Genomic DNA, 15,121 nt, shown 5'->3' on the forward strand with positions numbered 1-15,121 from the left:
CTTGAACAACGCAACTAAATAAACACTCAAATGAAAAAATACATATTAGGATTGTTGGTACTCCTTGGAGTTACTATTTCCGCGCAAGAAAGTACACCCAAAGTAAAGACCGAATTAGGGGTAATTCGAGGCGTCTATGAAGATGGTGTTGATAGCTTTAAAGGAATACCCTTTGCGGCTCCTCCAGTTGGTGAGTTTCGTTGGAGAGCCCCTCAACCATTATCCCCCTGGGAAGGTGAATTGGATGCTACGGAGTACGGTGCAAACTGCGCACAGTCCGGATGGGGCGGTGCCCCGGGAACCATTAGTGAAGGTTCATCCGAAGATTGCCTGTACCTGAATGTGTGGAAACCCGCTTATGTAAATTCGGGTGCGAACTTGCCGGTCATGGTTTGGATTCATGGTGGAGGCTTTGTTGGAGGAAGTGGTTCCGGAGCTGGAATCGCGGGTGATGAATTTGCGAAGAAGGGAGTGGTTTTAATCACCATTAATTACCGTTTGGGGCGTTTGGGCCATTTTGCATTTCCAGCGTTGAGTGCAGAACATCCTGAAGAACACAAGGGTAGCTATGCTTATATGGATCAGATTGCGGCACTTCAGTGGGTACAAAAGAACATTGCCGCTTTTGGCGGAAATCCAGATAATGTGACAATTTTTGGTTTTTCTGCCGGAGGGGTTTCCGTACATTCTTTGATGACCATTCCAGATGCAAAAGGACTTTTTCATAAAGCCATTAGCGAATCTGGTGGTGCCCGAGATGGTGTCCTTACCGGAAGGCCAATAAAGGAAGAAAATGCAAGTGCTTTTTACCCCTTATCGGCAGAAACCATTGGTATCAACTTTGCCAAAAAACACGGAATAGAAGGTACGGATGCCGATGCCTTGACCAAGCTTCGCGCGTTGCCAGTGGAAGAAATTGTGGATAGCGGTCAAGAAACGGATGGTGAAGGAGGCCCTAGAATCTATTCCGGGCCGATTTTGGACGGCAAATTGGTAACGGAAACTGCCGAAAGTGCCTACAACGCTGGTAGACAAATGCAAATACCGTTGATGATCGGTTCTAACAGCGCCGAAATCGGAGGTAGTTTTGTCAACAACAGTAAAACAAAAGAAGAACTATTTTCACTTTTTGGCGAGTTTAAGGAGGAAGCACAAGCTGCCTATGATCCTGATGGAAGTAAAGCATTCGAAGAGGTGATTACCAAGTTCAATACCGATTGGGTGTGGGGAGAACCAGGACGTTTTGCCGCAAGAGCTTTCGCGGAACAAGGTGAACCCACGTTTATTTACCATTTTGGGTTTGTACCCGAACCTATGAAGGAAAGAATGAAATACGGTGCCGGCCATGGTTCCGAAGTGGGCTATGTGTTTAATAATCTTGATGCACGTTGGGGTAATCCAGAGACAACTCCTGAAGATAAAAAAGTGGCGGAAACCATGAATGGGTACTGGGTAAATTTCGCCAAGAACGGAAACCCGAATGGAGATGGATTACCAAACTGGCCAGTCTATACTAAAAATGAAGGTGAAATTATGGATATACAGTTAGATGGTGAAGCCGTTGGTAAACCAGATCCAAGAAAAGCGAGATTGGATGTCATTGAAAAAGGGGTTAAACTCAGAAATAAACTACAATCACGGGGAATATAAACCAGTTGTGCATTCGATGAATAAAATCAACAACATAGTTACAACAGCGGTATTGTTTTTAACCTTTGTAGGTCAAGGTTTTTCACAAACAAATCCGGTAATTGAGGTATTTCCTAAGGGCACCGTTTTGCATGGCAATGTAAACTATGCCAACGACACGCTGCAAAAACATTTGTTGGATATCTATTTGCCCCAAAAAGTATCGGGTAAAATACCCTTGGTCGTTTTTGTGCATGGCGGGGGATGGTTGGTCAACGACAAATACGCCGATATCGGGTATATGAGAAAAACGGTTGCTGAAATCGTTTCCAAAGGTTTTGCCTTGGCCTCCATTGATTACCGTTTTGCGACCCAAGCTGTTTTTCCTGCCCAAATTCAAGACTGTAATCGTGCGGTTTCCTTTTTGGTCGATAATGCAGATACTTACGGCTTTGATAAAGACCGAATTGCCGTAATGGGATTTTCCGCAGGGGGTCATCTGGCTTCATTAATGGGACTTTCCAAGAACAATGACGTTACCGATTTCTTTGTGTCGAAAACCACTAAAGCGTTTGATTTTAAGGCCGTGGTGGATTTCTACGGACCTGCCGAACTGATTTTATTCCCAGGGGCCAATGATGCTAAATCGCCTGAAGCTTTATTGATAGGTGCTCCTCCTCTTGATAGACCTGACTTGGCCAAGATTGCTAGTCCGGTAACCTATGTTGATGAAAACGACCCACCTTTTCTGATTGTTCATGGGGAAAAAGATGATTTGGTTTCATTAAGGCAGTCCCATCTGTTAAGTTCATGGTTGACGGCAAAAGGAGTTGAAAACGAATTAATCGTAGTTAAGGATGCACCTCATTTTGGAGAAATGTTCGATGTACAAGAGATACGAACAAAGGTTCTTGCCTTTTTGCAAAGACACCTACAGAACTAAGTAGTATTAATTAAAATGAACGCATATGAAAGCGAAGGGAAATAATTTAAATAGAAGAAATTTTATATCAAAATCTGCCCTTCTGGGAGCGGGTATGGTGGCAGGCCCAATGGCCTTTGCCAATGGGAAAAATTCACCTAGTACAATTGAGGGTTTAAAAGCAGCTTCCAACCCTGAAAAGCGGATGTTGGGCACACTTGAGGTCTCGGCAATCGGGCTGGGCTGTATGAGCATGAAAAGTGGCAGCTACAATCCACCAAGGGATACCAAGGATATGATTCCCGTAATTCGTGGGGCTTATGATTTGGGTGTTACCTTTTTTGATACGGCCGAAGTGTACGGCCCGTTTACAGATGAGGAATTGGTTGGTGAGGCACTGCAGCCCATTAGGGACAAAGTGGTCATTGCCAGTAAATTCGGGTTTGAGCTTTCGACCGGAAGTCGTGGGGGAAGAAATAGCAGGCCAGAAAATATTAGAAAAGCGGTTGAAGGTATGCTGAAACGCCTTCGTACCGATCGTATCGATTTGTTGTACCTACATCGTTTGGACCCAAACGTTCCGATTGAGGACGTTGCCGGAACGGTCAAGGATTTGATAGAGGAAGGGAAGGCGCTCCATTTCGGACTTTCAGAAGTTTCACCAACGACCATACGAAAGGCCCATGCCGAGCAGCCCGTTGCTGCCCTTCAGAGCGAATACTCCATTATTCAGCGTACCCTTGAAAATGAAGTGATAGATACCTGTGGAGAATTAGGAATTGGTTTTGTTCCTTGGGGACCGGTATGTCGTGGATTTTTAGGCGATAAGTTCAACGAGCATAGCCGTTTTTCAAGTGATTCCCGCTTATCTCAAGTGCCCTATTTTACACCGGAAGCTATTGAAGCGCACATGGAGGTGCTCACGTTGGTACGCGAATGGGGTCGAAAAAAAGATGCCACTCCGGCCCAGATAGCTTTGGCCTGGGTCATGGCACAAAAGCCTTTTATTGTTCCTATTCCAGGAACTACGAAACTGCATCATGTGAAACAGAACCAAGGTGCACTGAACGTTGCTTTTTCCGATACGGAATTAAAGGAGTTCAGGAATGCTTTGGAACAGATACAACTGGTAGGTGTCCGTGGGCCGGAAACTGCCTTGGTAGACCAATAGAAGGATACGTCAAAAAACTGTAGTTATCGATATTAAAAATATGGATTCTTCCCTCTCAACAAATCAAAAAACCTATATTCATATAGCCCAAAATTTTTTGATGCACCTGAGAGGACAATTCCCCATTAGAGAGGACACACAACCCATAAAGTTGCGCAAAGCTTCAGATTTTGCGGAAATATTAAATATTCATGTAAACTCTTTGAACAGAGTTGTAAAATTATATACGGGTAAAACGACTACCCAAAATATTAATGAACGTTTCATTAAGGAAGCAAGGGGATTGCTCAAAAGAACCGACTGGTCAATTACTAAGATAGCCGCGGTCTTAGGCTTTATGGAAGTAAATCATTTTAGTGCCTTTTTCAAAAAACATGTGGGACATACGCCAACAGATTACCGGAAATTAAAGATTAAGAAATGATAATATCTCGTTTACTATTCCTTATTTTCTTGGTATCCGGATGGTGCAGTGCCCAAGGGACCGTGAACGAAGCGGACAACATACTGATTGTATATTTATCAAGGACGAATAACACTAAGGTTGTGGCCGAAATGATCCATGAAAATGTGGGCGGTAATCTGGTGGCGCTGGAATTAAAAAATCCTTATCCACAAAACTACAAGTCGATTGTGGCACAAGTGGCAGAAGAAAATCGCACCGGGTTTCTTCCGCCCTTAAAAACACAGATAAATATAGACAAGTATGAAACCGTTTTTTTAGGCTTCCCCACATGGGGAATGCAACTGCCTCCGCCAATTAAAAGCTTTTTGACCCGGCACGACCTTAAGGATAAAACGGTCATTCCTTTTAACACCAATGCTGGGTACGGTATTGGAAGTAGCTTTAGAACGGTGGAAAGCCTTTGCTCCGATTGCAACATTTTAGAGGGGTTTTCGGTAACCGGGGGTATTGAGAGGGATGGAATTTACTTGGCCATAAAAGGGAACCGTAAAGTAGAAGTGAAAGAATTACTTGTGGAATGGCTTGAAAAGATTAAACCCCTGACTATCAAAAACTAAAAACAATTAGGATTTTGACAAAGTAGGTTAAAACTGTTTGAATTTCGTAGGCAACACCCAATATATAATCTTTATTTTTAAGTAAATTTTTTAAAAATGGCAATATTCAACTTAAATATTAACGGATCGGAACACAGTGTAGATGTTGATTCAAATACTCCAATGCTATGGGTACTTAGAGACCATATTAAATTGGTAGGTACTAAATATGGTTGCGGTATCGCTCAATGTGGTGCCTGTACGGTGCATTTAGGTGACAATGCGGTACGTTCTTGCCAATTACCTGTTTCGGCTGTTGGGGAGCAAAAAATCACGACCATTGAAGGACTGTCGGAACATGGTGATCATCCTGTACAAAATGCTTGGCTTGAAATCGATGTACCCCAATGCGGATATTGCCAGGCAGGGCAGATAATGTCGGCCTCGGCCTTGTTGAAAAGGAATCCCAATCCGTCGGACGAAGAAATTGAAAGCGCTATGAACGGGAATATCTGTAGGTGTGGAACGTATACGCGAATCAAAAAAGCAATAAAAACAGCCGCTAGTTCGGAAAACGTTTAATTAAAAAAATTAGGAGATGACAAAGCTAAAGACGCATATGGGACGTAGGGCCTTTATCAAGAATACAAGTTTGGCAAGTGGAGGTTTGGTACTTGGCTTTAGTATTTTAAACTCCTGCAAATCTGAGCAGGCAAAAGAGATGGCTGTCAGGGAAATGCCCAAAGAATGGTTCGAGATGAATTCGTATTTGAAAATCGGTGATAACGGGGTTGTAACCATTTATACGCCCAATCCGGAATTCGGTCAGAATATAAGAACATCTATGCCCATGTTGGTAGCAGAAGAGTTGGATGTAGATTGGAAAAATGTACTGGTTGAACAGGCGCCCTATCATGCAGACAAATATGGATTTCAATTTACGGGGGGCAGTAGGGGAATAAGTGCCCGATGGGAGCCGCTTAGAATGGCCGGAGCAACCGCAAGGCAGATGTTGATAGCGGCGGCGGCAGAAACCTGGCAGGTACCCAAGGAAGAGATTACCGCAGAAGCAGGAGTATTACAACATGCAGCCACCAAAAAATCGGCCGGTTACGGAGAAATGGCTTCAGTTGCAGCAACACTTACCGTACCCGAAGAAGTACAACTAAAAGAGGTAAAGGATTTTAAACTGGTCAGCCGTTCGCAAAAAAATGTAGATGCAAAAAGCATTGTAACCGGTAGGCCTCTATTTGGCATGGATATTCAAGAGGAAGGAATGTTGATCGCCATGATCGAACATCCACCAGCTTTTGGTTTGACCTTAAAATCAGTGGATGGTGAAGCGGCCAAAGCCATGCCTGGAATCAAGGATGTGGTTACGATCAAGAGTTTTAAGGACGGATATGAAAAAGGCGGTTTCGACACCAACGCATTTCCTGAATTGGTTGCGATAGTGGGCAACTCAACTTGGGAGGTGATGCAAGCTAAAAAGAAATTAAAAGTTGAATGGCAACCCATTACCGCCTATTCGGAAACAATCGCTGGGTTTGGTGGAAAACAAACGATTAACATACCCGCAGGACTGGAATCTACCACGACCCATAAATCACAAATGGAAGCACTTGCTGCAAAACCGGGAAAAGTTGTCCGAAAAGATGGAAATCCAGAAGTAGCCTTCAAAAATGCAACAACAATTTTGGAAAGAAGTTACTCGGCGCCTTTTCTTGCTCATAATAACATGGAGCCCTTGAATGCTTTTGCCCATGTAGCAGGCGAAAAGGCGAAAATTGCAGCACCAATACAGATTCCGTCTTTGATCATCCCTACCATTGCTAGTAGTCTGGGAATACCGAAAGAGAATATTGAGATGGACCTTCCAAGAATGGGCGGTGGTTTTGGACGCAAGGCCTATGCCCACTTTGTAGTGGAAGCGGCCCTGATTTCACAAAAAGTCAATGCACCTATCAAGTTAGTATATAGCCGTGAAGACGATATGACCAATGGTATTTATCGCCCAACCTATCACGCAACCTATCGCGCGGCATTTGATGAAAACAAAAATTTAACGGCATTACATGTTAAAGCAGGCGGGGTGCCGGAGAGTCCATTGTTCGCCAATCGTTTTCCGGCAGGGGCCATTGATAATTATATGGCAGAAGAGTGGACCATTGATTCCAACATTTCCATAGGTGCCTTTAGAGCTCCACGATCTAATTTTATGGCCGGTGCCGAACAAGCGTTCTTGGATGAAGTTGCTGAAACCATGGGCAAGGACGCCATTCAATTTCGCTTGGACCTGCTAAAACGCGCCAAGGAAAATCCTGTAGGCGAACGGAATGATTATGATGCTGATAGGTACGCCGGAGTCCTGGAATTGGTTCGTGAAAAATCGGCTTGGAAAGAAAATGATACAACAAAACATCGAGGAGTATCGGCCTATTTTTGCCATAACTCCTATGCGGCGCATGTACTGGATTTAAAGATGGAAAACGGTAAACCCGTAGTTGAAAAAGTAGTTTGTGCCATTGATTGTGGAGTGGTGGTAAATCCTGATGCAGCAACAAACATGGCCGAGGGAGCCATTACCGATGGTATTGGTAACGCCTTTTATGGGGAATTGACCTTTCAGGATGGGGTGCCACAGAAAAACAATTTCCACCAATATCAAATGATTCGCATGAACGACGCGCCGAAAGAAATCGACGTACATTTTGTGCAGAATGAAATCGACCCAACGGGTATGGGAGAACCTCCGTTTCCCCCTGTTTTTGGAGCGGTGGCCAATGCTTTGTACAAAGCAACGGGCCAACGGCATTATGAACAACCTTTTGTTACTGGAAATCAAATAGTAGGATAACCGATTATACCTAACTTAACGGTTGGCCTTTAATAAACAGCTATATACAAACGTTCATTTATTGCCGGATTCATTTTTTGAAAGATGGTCTTAAGAATTGAACTTTTTTTGGGACAATCAAAAACTGACCTTTTTGCACATTTCGTCCCAAATACTTACCCCAAAACTTTGCGCTTGGATCCTGTGGAATTTTTGTAGTGTTCCGGCAGATAAGCGTCAAGTAAAAATTCCATAGGGCGCAACCTACTCCTGGTCTGGAACACTATCTTTTTCCCTTAACCATTTACGGTACGATTCGTAGTGCTGAGGATATAGGTCGAAATATCCTTTTAAATGGGAAATTACTTCTTGCTCTCCCTTCGCAAAGGCCTTTTCCTGGATTTTGTCAATTCGAGATGATTTGAAAGCCAGATAACCTATGACAACCAAGGATATGAACCAAATCGAGTAATGAATCCACAACTGTATCTTTGGAACCAATCTTGCTTTTGAAATCTTATTCCCGATATCCTGAACAGATTTCTGTAGTCTTTCGGTTTTGGTCTTCTCGGAATTCAAATGTTCCCGGAGCAATCGTTCGATTTCCGAAGTATCGGGCATTACTTTGATGTTGTCCATATTTTGGGTCAGCTGTTCCAATCTAACGATGGACTTGTTGAACCCGTCCAGCTCGTCGGTGAGCAGTTCCATTATCTCGTCCAGTTTTTTATATCCCATAATTCTCGGTTTTAAATTCCAATTCCCGTGTCGATGGCCTTTTTTATGGTTTTCTTGATGATGTTCTTGGCGATGCCCGTAGCGAGGTTGGTACCCAGTTCCACCGTTTTCCCTAGTAGTTGGACCGATTTTCCGATTTCTTTTGGTTTGGCGATCCCTTTGTTCCGGGATAGTTGTGCCATTATCCTTCCCCCGGACATGGAACGGTGTACCTCGCTGGCCTTGAAATTATGGCCTTCATATTGGAACCGGAATCCCTGTAACTTATTGGCCCGGTTTATTGTCGGGATGACTTCCACGTTCCTTTCTTGCATGACCTTGATGTAGGAGTCCAATGTTCTTGGTCTATCGCTTTCCATTACTTTATGATGGATGTCCTTTATTTCCAGCCGGACCTTTATGGAATCCAGTTCCTTTTCCAGTTGTACCTCCTTGACCGTCGTCAGCCCCATTTCCTTGGCCACGCTCTCCGCCGCCAGTTGGCTGCGCTTCCCGATAAAGCTGTCGTTATAGGTCTTGCCATCGAAACCGATACGGTTCACGTACAGATGCACGTGGGTATGTGCCTTGTCCCTGTGTACGAAGGCGATGGCCTGCCGTTCCTTCAGCTGCATTTCTTTTATGAACCGTTGGGTCATTTCCCTTAGTTGTGCCTTGGTCAAGTTCCTGCCATCCTCCCGGGTCGGGCTGAGGACAAAGCTCAGGGTGTTCTTTTGGCAACGCGTGTTCTCCTCCTGGACCAGCCTGAACTCTTCGGTGATCTCTTTGGGGTTTTCCCCTGCCAGGTGTTGACTGAAGACTACCTCGGCACCCTTCTCCTGGTTCCAACCGTAATCGATACTTGTCCCAGTGTGTGCTATGGATGTCCCTTTTCCTATCATTTCTTTGTTCTTTTGAAGTTATAGAGGTGTTTTCTTATTTCCGCTGCCAAGGTCTCGACCTCGTTGGCCAGTTTCGGATTGTGCTTCCTGAACATATTACCGATGCGTGTAAAATTCCCCTTGTACTTCACCAGCATTCTATAGTGGGCCAATTGTTCCTCGGTCAAACGTTCGATGACCGAATTTCCAAAAGTCGAACTGCGGCAATATTCGGAGAGGGAAATACCGGCCCTTTCCGCCCTTTTCTTGAGCAGTTTCTTCTCGTAGACGGAGCACCGGAACTTGATATAGGTCCTTTTCATTTCTTTTTTACTTTGCGACCGCCGGGAGCAAAGCAAGATCGTTTTTGTGGCAACAAAAACACATCTTGCGCTTCCTGACCAAATCCATTTTTAGCCTTAAAAATCAACCATTCGTTCATGTCCTTATACCCCTCGTATAAACTTGATTTGTCCAAACAGTTATTGGAACGGGCCATCAAGTTTTGGGTCGTTGCTTTACCGGTCGTATCATTGTCCAGATAAAGGTCGATTCGGTCGTAAGGATCCATTAGCTTAATCGCTTTTTTGACCAATGCCGTGGAGTTCAGGACCAGAAAATCATATACCAAATTTGATTCTTCAGTACCCTCTAAAATGGATAATAGGTCGAACATGCCTTCTGTAACGATGAGTTTTCGGTTTCCATTTTTGATGTGGGTAATATCCTTGGGCGAGCTGGAATTCTTATAGTATTTGTTCCGCAGTTCCCATCCACCGGAATCGTTCTTCAATCCTATGGCGAAGTATCGTCGTCCCTTATGAAGATGATGGACCTCCCTACAAATGGTCGATGCCGTAGAAATGGAAATTTTTCTTTCCGACAAATATTTAATTAGTCCATAATGCCGAATAGGACGTGCATGGAGAATTTCTAGCCCTGTATCCTTCTGGATTCCAACAGGAGGCCGCTGCTGAAAAGAAAAAGAGGTCTGGCCCTGTTCCAAGAACCTTAAGGCCTCTCTGACGGAAGATCCGTCGATTTGGCATATCAGGTCGATTACATTGCCACCTATGCCCGCCCCATGGTCGTACCATCTGTTCAGTTTCTTGGACACCTTGAAAGAGGCTTGGGTCTCCGGCCGGAACGGACTCAGGAACCAAGCTTCTTTTTCGGTCGATCTGGTCGGTAAGTGCCCGAGTTTTGCCAGCGCTTTTTCGATGGGAAAAGCTCGGGCTCTTTCACATGTTAACTTGTTTGTTCTTTCTTTTTTCATAAGCCGAATGGTTTTGGGCAAATTTTTGATTTTTTGATGAAAAACTATCGGGAAGCCAGTATTTGCAATGGTTTCCTTGGCATCGTTTTCTTCATCGATTCATCGTTTTCATGTTTTTTCCATTTTTTTCTGTCATCGTTTTATTTTTTGATGAACAAATGATGATATAATGATGACGGCCTCGACACCGATAGCCATTGGGAACAGCTCAATCCGTCATCGATTCATCGAAATTTTCAAGCAAAAAGGATTTTTCCACGGTAAAGTAGCGACCCTTGGCGTCCACTAGCTGCATGGAGGCGTCCTGCCAGATGACCGGTTTTTGATAGCTTAGGGAATTGTCCTTGTTTTTCAATTTCCAATCCCTTTTCAGCAACCTTCTGAGCTGGGTCAGATCGGTCTTTATCCTTGTCCGGTTCAACAACTGCAATGCATCCAAGGGGCAAAGGTGTATTTCATCGGTATCGAACTGTTCCATGGCACCAAGAAGAATCGTAGCAAGTTCCTTTTCAACCCTATTACGGTTGTTCTGCACCAACTTTTTTAACGCAGCTGTTCTAATCTGTTTTGGGGTAAACCACATTCTAGTGGTATGCTCGGACGATAATCGTCGTTTTTGCAGATAGTACAGGAAAGCCGGTATTTCGGATACGAGTTGTTGGAGGAAATCCGTTTTCTCTTTTTTGAGCACTGGTATCTTCAGTACCCAAAACCGGGTCTCGTTCCCGTCTATCTTGATAAAATTGTCCTCGTTGTTGCTACAAAGGACGAACTTACCGAAGAACTCCACTTCCCGCTTGTCCTTTCCCTTGGCCTCCAATTTGTTGATATTGGTCGTGCTCAGGTACTTGATGCGCTCGGTAAGCTCTTCCTTGTTGAACAGTACCTCGTCGATACAGATGAGAAGCTTGTTGGCCCAATCCGCATTGAACTGGCTGCTGAAACTGTCATTGGTCAGATAGGTCAGGTTGTTTTCGAAGATGGCCTTCAACCACTTTAAAAAAGTGCTCTTGCCCGTGGAACGTTCCTTGGAGACCAGGCAGAGAATGGGCAGTACCTGTACCGGTTTTGTATACAGTAATTGCAGGTAGTCCAATCCCAGTTCATAGTGCTTCCCGAATATGTGTTCGACGAATCCCAATGAGGTATGGTATTCCCCTTCTTTGGGTATTGCCGGTAACGGGGAATAGGTATTGTAGAACCCTTTGTATTCCTGCTTGAAATCGATATGGCTCGGGATACAGGTAAAGCCATCGTACTTGGGCACCTTGCTCAAATAATCCTTCCCATGGTCCTGACGGATGGTCTCGATGTTCCAATGGACCAAGATCTCGTTGAAATGTCCGGCGATAGTTGGTGCCTGTACCAATTTGTAGTACGAAGTGCCCACCCTTAAATAAGGAATTGATTTCATATGATAAGGTTTTAGAAGCCAAAGGTGATTCCAAAGGCATGCTGTGAATCGACATAAAATTGACAATCGGTAATGCCTAACGAAGAGGTTCCGCTATAGTTCCGGTTTCGGGAACGGGTCTGCGTTCGTTCTGGAGCAGCCAATCGACGATTTTCTTCCTTTCGAAAAATATCAGTTTCCCGTTGGGTTTGGAGTGCGGGATATGCCCCGCGGCGGTAAGTTTGTACAGATAGCTTCTGGATATTCCCGTATAGTCACAGGTTTCCTCAAAGGTCAGTACCTCTTTATTGGCCATCAACAGTCTTTCCAAACGGTCGAGCCGTTCGAGTATTAAAAAATTGTCCATTTTGTTTCTTTTTTGGGTTGCGAAATGAACAAAAGCGCTTTTGTTTTCTTTTAAAGAATTCCTGGTATAAAGGTAAAAAGAAGGAGGTGTAAAGGTAAGGTCGACCGTTTTATTTTATCCACAACTATTTGACAAACAATGACTTGTACCAAATCGGTATAAATGAAACCAAATATCATTTAGTGAATAAAAGTTGGTTTCAAAACGATACAAATGGTACCATTTGCGCTTTTCTTAAAACGGAGGGATTTTGGAGTTATCAACAATTGAAATTGAGGATTAAGAAAATAGGGCCTTATTTGAAAAGATTCAAACCAGTTTATTCTAGAGCTTCAAAATCCTATAATCGGCAGGAATTATCTTCCAGAAGTTTTGAAAATCGAAAGCTTTACAGTGCAATGAAAAATCGTAAAGCATTTAAATTTTGATGAGAAATCCGTATCTCCTACTGATTTGGTTTCAAATACATCCAAATAGTACCAATTAAAACTATACAAGAATTAAAATGGATTATGTGCAAATTATGTGCAAATAAAAAAGGCTCCAGGAGTGAAAACTCTCTGAAGCCTTGCTATTGCTAGCTCCTCCTCTTGGGCTCGAACCAAGGACCCTCTGATTAACAGTCAGATGCTCTAACCAACTGAGCTAAGGAGGAAAATACCGTACTTTATCCTTTAAAGCGGCTGCAAATATAATTGTTTTTTAAAATTTGCCAAACAAAAAAAAGCGGTTTTTCTATTTAAATAACCATTTATACAAATCGTTTCCGTTTGCAAACAACAATAGCGCTATTAAAAGGAAGAATCCAGTCATTTGGGCATATTCCAAAAACTTGTCACTTGGTTTCCTTCCCGTAATCATTTCATATAAAAGGAACATCACATGCCCTCCATCCAATGCTGGAATTGGAAGAATATTCATAAAGGCAAGTATGATGGAAATAAAGGCTGTAGCGCTCCAAAATGCAGGCCAATCCCAACCATCGGGAAAAAGACCTCCAATAGCCGCAAATCCTCCTACACCCTTGTAGGCTCCAGTAGAAGGATTAAAAATCTTCTTCATCTGTTTTACGTATCCGCCTAGTGTACTTACACCTTTATCAATTCCAGCTGGAATCGATTCCAAAAAGGAATACTTCACTTTCTCAATATCAAAATATCCCTTTTCCGAGTAGTCCTCAAAAGTTTTAAATCCAACGATTACACCCAATTTCCCTTCATCAGAAACTTGGGCTTCCATGGGAATATTTTTTCCGTTTCTGTTTACAGTCAACTGAACTTTACTCCCTTTGCTTTTTTCTAAAATGGGAACTACCTCATCTTGATACTGTACCGTTATCCCATTAATAGCTACAATGGCGTCTTTTTCCTGCAACCCTAGGCTTTTGTTAGGTGAATCTTCCGGTACTTCACGAATAACAAAAGGTGTTCTTAAACTTAAGAAGCGAGCCTTGTCCTCATCTTCCAACAATGTGGCAATGAAATCCACGGGGATTTCTTGGTCAAAGGTTCTCCCATCTCGTTTAATGGTTATCGTATTTCCATTAATGATCTCCAGGGGAAGGGCTCCAAATTTTTCCACCTTTTCACCATCCACGGCAACAATCAAATCTCCAGTTTGTATCCCTAATTCATCTCCAATAGCTTTTTGAGTTACAAGGAAACCGTCTTTAAGACTATCTGCAGGAATATATTCTTCCCCATAGGAAAAGGCCATACCTATATAAATAATAACGGCCAAAATAAAATTGACCGTAACGCCACCTAACATGATTATTAATCGTTGCCAGGCGGGCTTACTTCTAAATTCCCAAGGTTTAGGTTCTTCTTTCATGGCTTCGGTATCCATACTTTCGTCGATCATACCGGCAATTTTAACATAACCCCCTAAAGGAAGCCAACCTATTCCATATACCGTTTCACCAATTTTCTTTTTAAAAAGGGAAAATTTTACATCAAAGAATAAATAGAATTTCTCTACGCGTGTCTTAAATAATTTTGCGGGTATAAAATGACCAAGTTCATGAAGCACAATCAGTAAGGAAAGGCTTAAGAAAAATTGAATAGTCTTTATAACTATGGGGCTCATTAGCGTCTTCTAAAAATTAAATCGGACAAAAGTACATTTTTACAAGGTCTTAAAAAAAGAAAGTCGTTAGCCTCCTTCTATTTTTAAGAATATTTTGGCTTCCTCGACGTCATATTATTTGAATCGATCCATGCGCTAACGTACCTTTACAAAAAAATTGGCATGCGCTCTTTCTTTGGAAAGTTTAAAATTTTTGGACTGGTAATGTTGGGGATTTCAGCTGTTATCATCTATTTATTCTATAACGCCCTACAGCCAAAACAAATTCTACCTATTTACACACCAGCTATGGTAAACACCGAATTGGTGGCCGAGGAAATACAACATGTACGTAAATACCATACCATTGAAGATTTCGCTTTGGTCAACCAAAATGGAGACACAATAACACAGGAAGATTATAAGGATAAGATTTATATTGCCGATTTTTTCTTTACCACTTGCCCTACGATTTGTCCTATCATGACCAAGAATATGGCCTCAATACAAGACAAAATTGGAGATGATGTTATGCTGTTATCCCATTCCGTTACTCCACAAATTGATTCTGTGGCCCAGCTTAAAAAATACGCTCTAGAAAAAGGGGTTGATGACTCTAAATGGAACTTGGTCACTGGAGATAAAAAGCAAATCTATGAATTGGCCAGAAAATCTTACTTAGCTGTAAAAACCGATGGTGATGGAGGTCCTTTCGATATGATTCATACAGAAAACTTTATTTTGGTCGATAAAAAAAAGAGAATACGCGGGTTCTATGATGGAACCAATAAGGAAGATGTTCAACAATTATTGGAAGACCTAGAGATACTCAAATCGAGCTATACCGAATAAAGGGTATA

The 15,121-nt window shown here is 42.8% G+C and carries 15 protein-coding genes and 1 tRNA gene; 8 read left to right on the plus strand and 8 right to left on the minus strand.

Annotation, left to right across the window (positions count from 1 at the left end):
• Positions 1 to 30: 30 nt before the first annotated feature.
• The 7 genes from PP182_RS03480 to PP182_RS03510 all read left to right on the plus strand — a co-directional run bounded on the left by PP182_RS03480 (position 31) and on the right by PP182_RS03510 (position 7,581).
• Positions 31 to 1,650 (plus strand): carboxylesterase/lipase family protein, encoded by a 1,620-nt coding sequence (locus tag PP182_RS03480; RefSeq protein ID WP_272649931.1) that lies wholly within the window; start codon positions 31 to 33, stop codon positions 1,648 to 1,650.
• Between the two features lie 16 nt (positions 1,651 to 1,666).
• Positions 1,667 to 2,572: an alpha/beta hydrolase gene (locus PP182_RS03485; protein WP_272649932.1), complete on the plus strand. Its 906-nt coding sequence runs from the start codon at positions 1,667 to 1,669 to the stop codon at positions 2,570 to 2,572.
• A 25-nt stretch (positions 2,573 to 2,597) separates the two neighbouring features.
• The gene (locus PP182_RS03490; protein ID WP_272649933.1) at positions 2,598 to 3,722 is read left to right on the plus strand and encodes an aldo/keto reductase; all 1,125 of its coding nucleotides are present in this window, start codon (positions 2,598 to 2,600) and stop codon (positions 3,720 to 3,722) included.
• A gap of 100 nt (positions 3,723 to 3,822) precedes the next feature.
• Positions 3,823 to 4,146 carry a helix-turn-helix domain-containing protein gene (locus PP182_RS03495; RefSeq protein ID WP_272649934.1) on the plus strand — a complete coding sequence of 108 codons (324 nt, stop codon included), beginning with the start codon at positions 3,823 to 3,825 and terminating at the stop codon, positions 4,144 to 4,146.
• Positions 4,143 to 4,745, plus strand: a complete 603-nt coding sequence (locus PP182_RS03500; RefSeq protein WP_272649935.1) for a flavodoxin family protein — start codon at positions 4,143 to 4,145, stop codon at positions 4,743 to 4,745. Before PP182_RS03495 ends, PP182_RS03500 begins: the two co-directional genes overlap by 4 nt.
• Before the next feature lie 96 nt (positions 4,746 to 4,841).
• Positions 4,842 to 5,306, plus strand: coding sequence for a (2Fe-2S)-binding protein (locus PP182_RS03505; RefSeq protein ID WP_272649936.1), 465 nt, complete (start codon positions 4,842 to 4,844; stop codon positions 5,304 to 5,306).
• Between the two features lie 16 nt (positions 5,307 to 5,322).
• The gene (locus PP182_RS03510; protein ID WP_272649937.1) at positions 5,323 to 7,581 is read left to right on the plus strand and encodes a xanthine dehydrogenase family protein molybdopterin-binding subunit; all 2,259 of its coding nucleotides are present in this window, start codon (positions 5,323 to 5,325) and stop codon (positions 7,579 to 7,581) included.
• A gap of 243 nt (positions 7,582 to 7,824) precedes the next feature.
• Here the strand turns inward: PP182_RS03510 and PP182_RS03515 are convergent, their stop codons facing one another.
• From PP182_RS03515 to rseP, 8 genes are all read right to left on the minus strand, one after another.
• Entirely contained in the window at positions 7,825 to 8,298 is a 474-nt protein-coding gene (locus tag PP182_RS03515) for a DUF6730 family protein (protein ID WP_272649938.1), read from the minus strand.
• Positions 8,299 to 8,309: 11 nt separating this feature from the next.
• Positions 8,310 to 9,179: a relaxase/mobilization nuclease domain-containing protein gene (locus tag PP182_RS03520; protein WP_272649939.1), complete on the minus strand. Its 870-nt coding sequence runs from the start codon at positions 9,177 to 9,179 to the stop codon at positions 8,310 to 8,312.
• Positions 9,176 to 9,481, minus strand: a complete 306-nt coding sequence (mbpA, locus tag PP182_RS03525) for a mobilization protein MbpA (protein WP_272649940.1) — start codon at positions 9,479 to 9,481, stop codon at positions 9,176 to 9,178. The genes PP182_RS03520 and mbpA overlap by 4 nt, the downstream gene beginning before the upstream one ends.
• Positions 9,478 to 10,434 (minus strand): toprim domain-containing protein, encoded by a 957-nt coding sequence (locus PP182_RS03530; protein ID WP_272649941.1) that lies wholly within the window; start codon positions 10,432 to 10,434, stop codon positions 9,478 to 9,480. Before PP182_RS03530 ends, mbpA begins: the two co-directional genes overlap by 4 nt.
• A gap of 208 nt (positions 10,435 to 10,642) precedes the next feature.
• Entirely contained in the window at positions 10,643 to 11,848 is a 1,206-nt protein-coding gene (locus PP182_RS03535; protein WP_272649942.1) for a primase-helicase family protein, read from the minus strand.
• A 76-nt stretch (positions 11,849 to 11,924) separates the two neighbouring features.
• Positions 11,925 to 12,194, minus strand: a complete 270-nt coding sequence (locus PP182_RS03540; protein ID WP_099543202.1) for a helix-turn-helix domain-containing protein — start codon at positions 12,192 to 12,194, stop codon at positions 11,925 to 11,927.
• A gap of 581 nt (positions 12,195 to 12,775) precedes the next feature.
• A tRNA-Asn gene (locus PP182_RS03545) sits at positions 12,776 to 12,849 on the minus strand.
• A gap of 80 nt (positions 12,850 to 12,929) precedes the next feature.
• Positions 12,930 to 14,282: an RIP metalloprotease RseP gene (gene rseP / locus PP182_RS03550; protein WP_272649943.1), complete on the minus strand. Its 1,353-nt coding sequence runs from the start codon at positions 14,280 to 14,282 to the stop codon at positions 12,930 to 12,932.
• Between the two features lie 162 nt (positions 14,283 to 14,444).
• On the opposite strand from rseP, the gene PP182_RS03555 reads away from it, so the two are divergent.
• Complete coding sequence (locus tag PP182_RS03555) at positions 14,445 to 15,113, plus strand: SCO family protein (protein WP_272649944.1); 669 nt, start codon at positions 14,445 to 14,447, stop codon at positions 15,111 to 15,113.
• The last annotated feature ends 8 nt before the right edge of the window (positions 15,114 to 15,121 follow it).

Source organism: Maribacter sp. PR1, from assembly GCF_028464145.1.
Lineage (GTDB): Bacteria > Bacteroidota > Bacteroidia > Flavobacteriales > Flavobacteriaceae > Maribacter.

Excerpts from the sequence above, each read along its gene's own strand:
- PP182_RS03480 (WP_272649931.1), top strand. The coding sequence starts at position 31 with ATGAAAAAATACATATTAGGATTGTTGGTACTCCTTGGAGTTACTATT.
- PP182_RS03485 (WP_272649932.1), top strand. The coding sequence starts at position 1,667 with ATGAATAAAATCAACAACATAGTTACAACAGCGGTATTGTTTTTAACC.
- PP182_RS03490 (WP_272649933.1), top strand. The coding sequence starts at position 2,598 with ATGAAAGCGAAGGGAAATAATTTAAATAGAAGAAATTTTATATCAAAA.
- PP182_RS03495 (WP_272649934.1), top strand. The coding sequence starts at position 3,823 with ATGCACCTGAGAGGACAATTCCCCATTAGAGAGGACACACAACCCATA.
- PP182_RS03500 (WP_272649935.1), top strand. The coding sequence starts at position 4,143 with ATGATAATATCTCGTTTACTATTCCTTATTTTCTTGGTATCCGGATGG.
- PP182_RS03505 (WP_272649936.1), top strand. The coding sequence starts at position 4,842 with ATGGCAATATTCAACTTAAATATTAACGGATCGGAACACAGTGTAGAT.
- PP182_RS03510 (WP_272649937.1), top strand. The coding sequence starts at position 5,323 with ATGACAAAGCTAAAGACGCATATGGGACGTAGGGCCTTTATCAAGAAT.
- PP182_RS03515 (WP_272649938.1), bottom strand. The coding sequence starts at position 8,298 with ATGGGATATAAAAAACTGGACGAGATAATGGAACTGCTCACCGACGAG.
- PP182_RS03520 (WP_272649939.1), bottom strand. The coding sequence starts at position 9,179 with ATGATAGGAAAAGGGACATCCATAGCACACACTGGGACAAGTATCGAT.
- mbpA (WP_272649940.1), bottom strand. The coding sequence starts at position 9,481 with ATGAAAAGGACCTATATCAAGTTCCGGTGCTCCGTCTACGAGAAGAAA.
- PP182_RS03530 (WP_272649941.1), bottom strand. The coding sequence starts at position 10,434 with ATGAAAAAAGAAAGAACAAACAAGTTAACATGTGAAAGAGCCCGAGCT.
- PP182_RS03535 (WP_272649942.1), bottom strand. The coding sequence starts at position 11,848 with ATGAAATCAATTCCTTATTTAAGGGTGGGCACTTCGTACTACAAATTG.
- PP182_RS03540 (WP_099543202.1), bottom strand. The coding sequence starts at position 12,194 with ATGGACAATTTTTTAATACTCGAACGGCTCGACCGTTTGGAAAGACTG.
- rseP (WP_272649943.1), bottom strand. The coding sequence starts at position 14,282 with ATGAGCCCCATAGTTATAAAGACTATTCAATTTTTCTTAAGCCTTTCC.
- PP182_RS03555 (WP_272649944.1), top strand. The coding sequence starts at position 14,445 with ATGCGCTCTTTCTTTGGAAAGTTTAAAATTTTTGGACTGGTAATGTTG.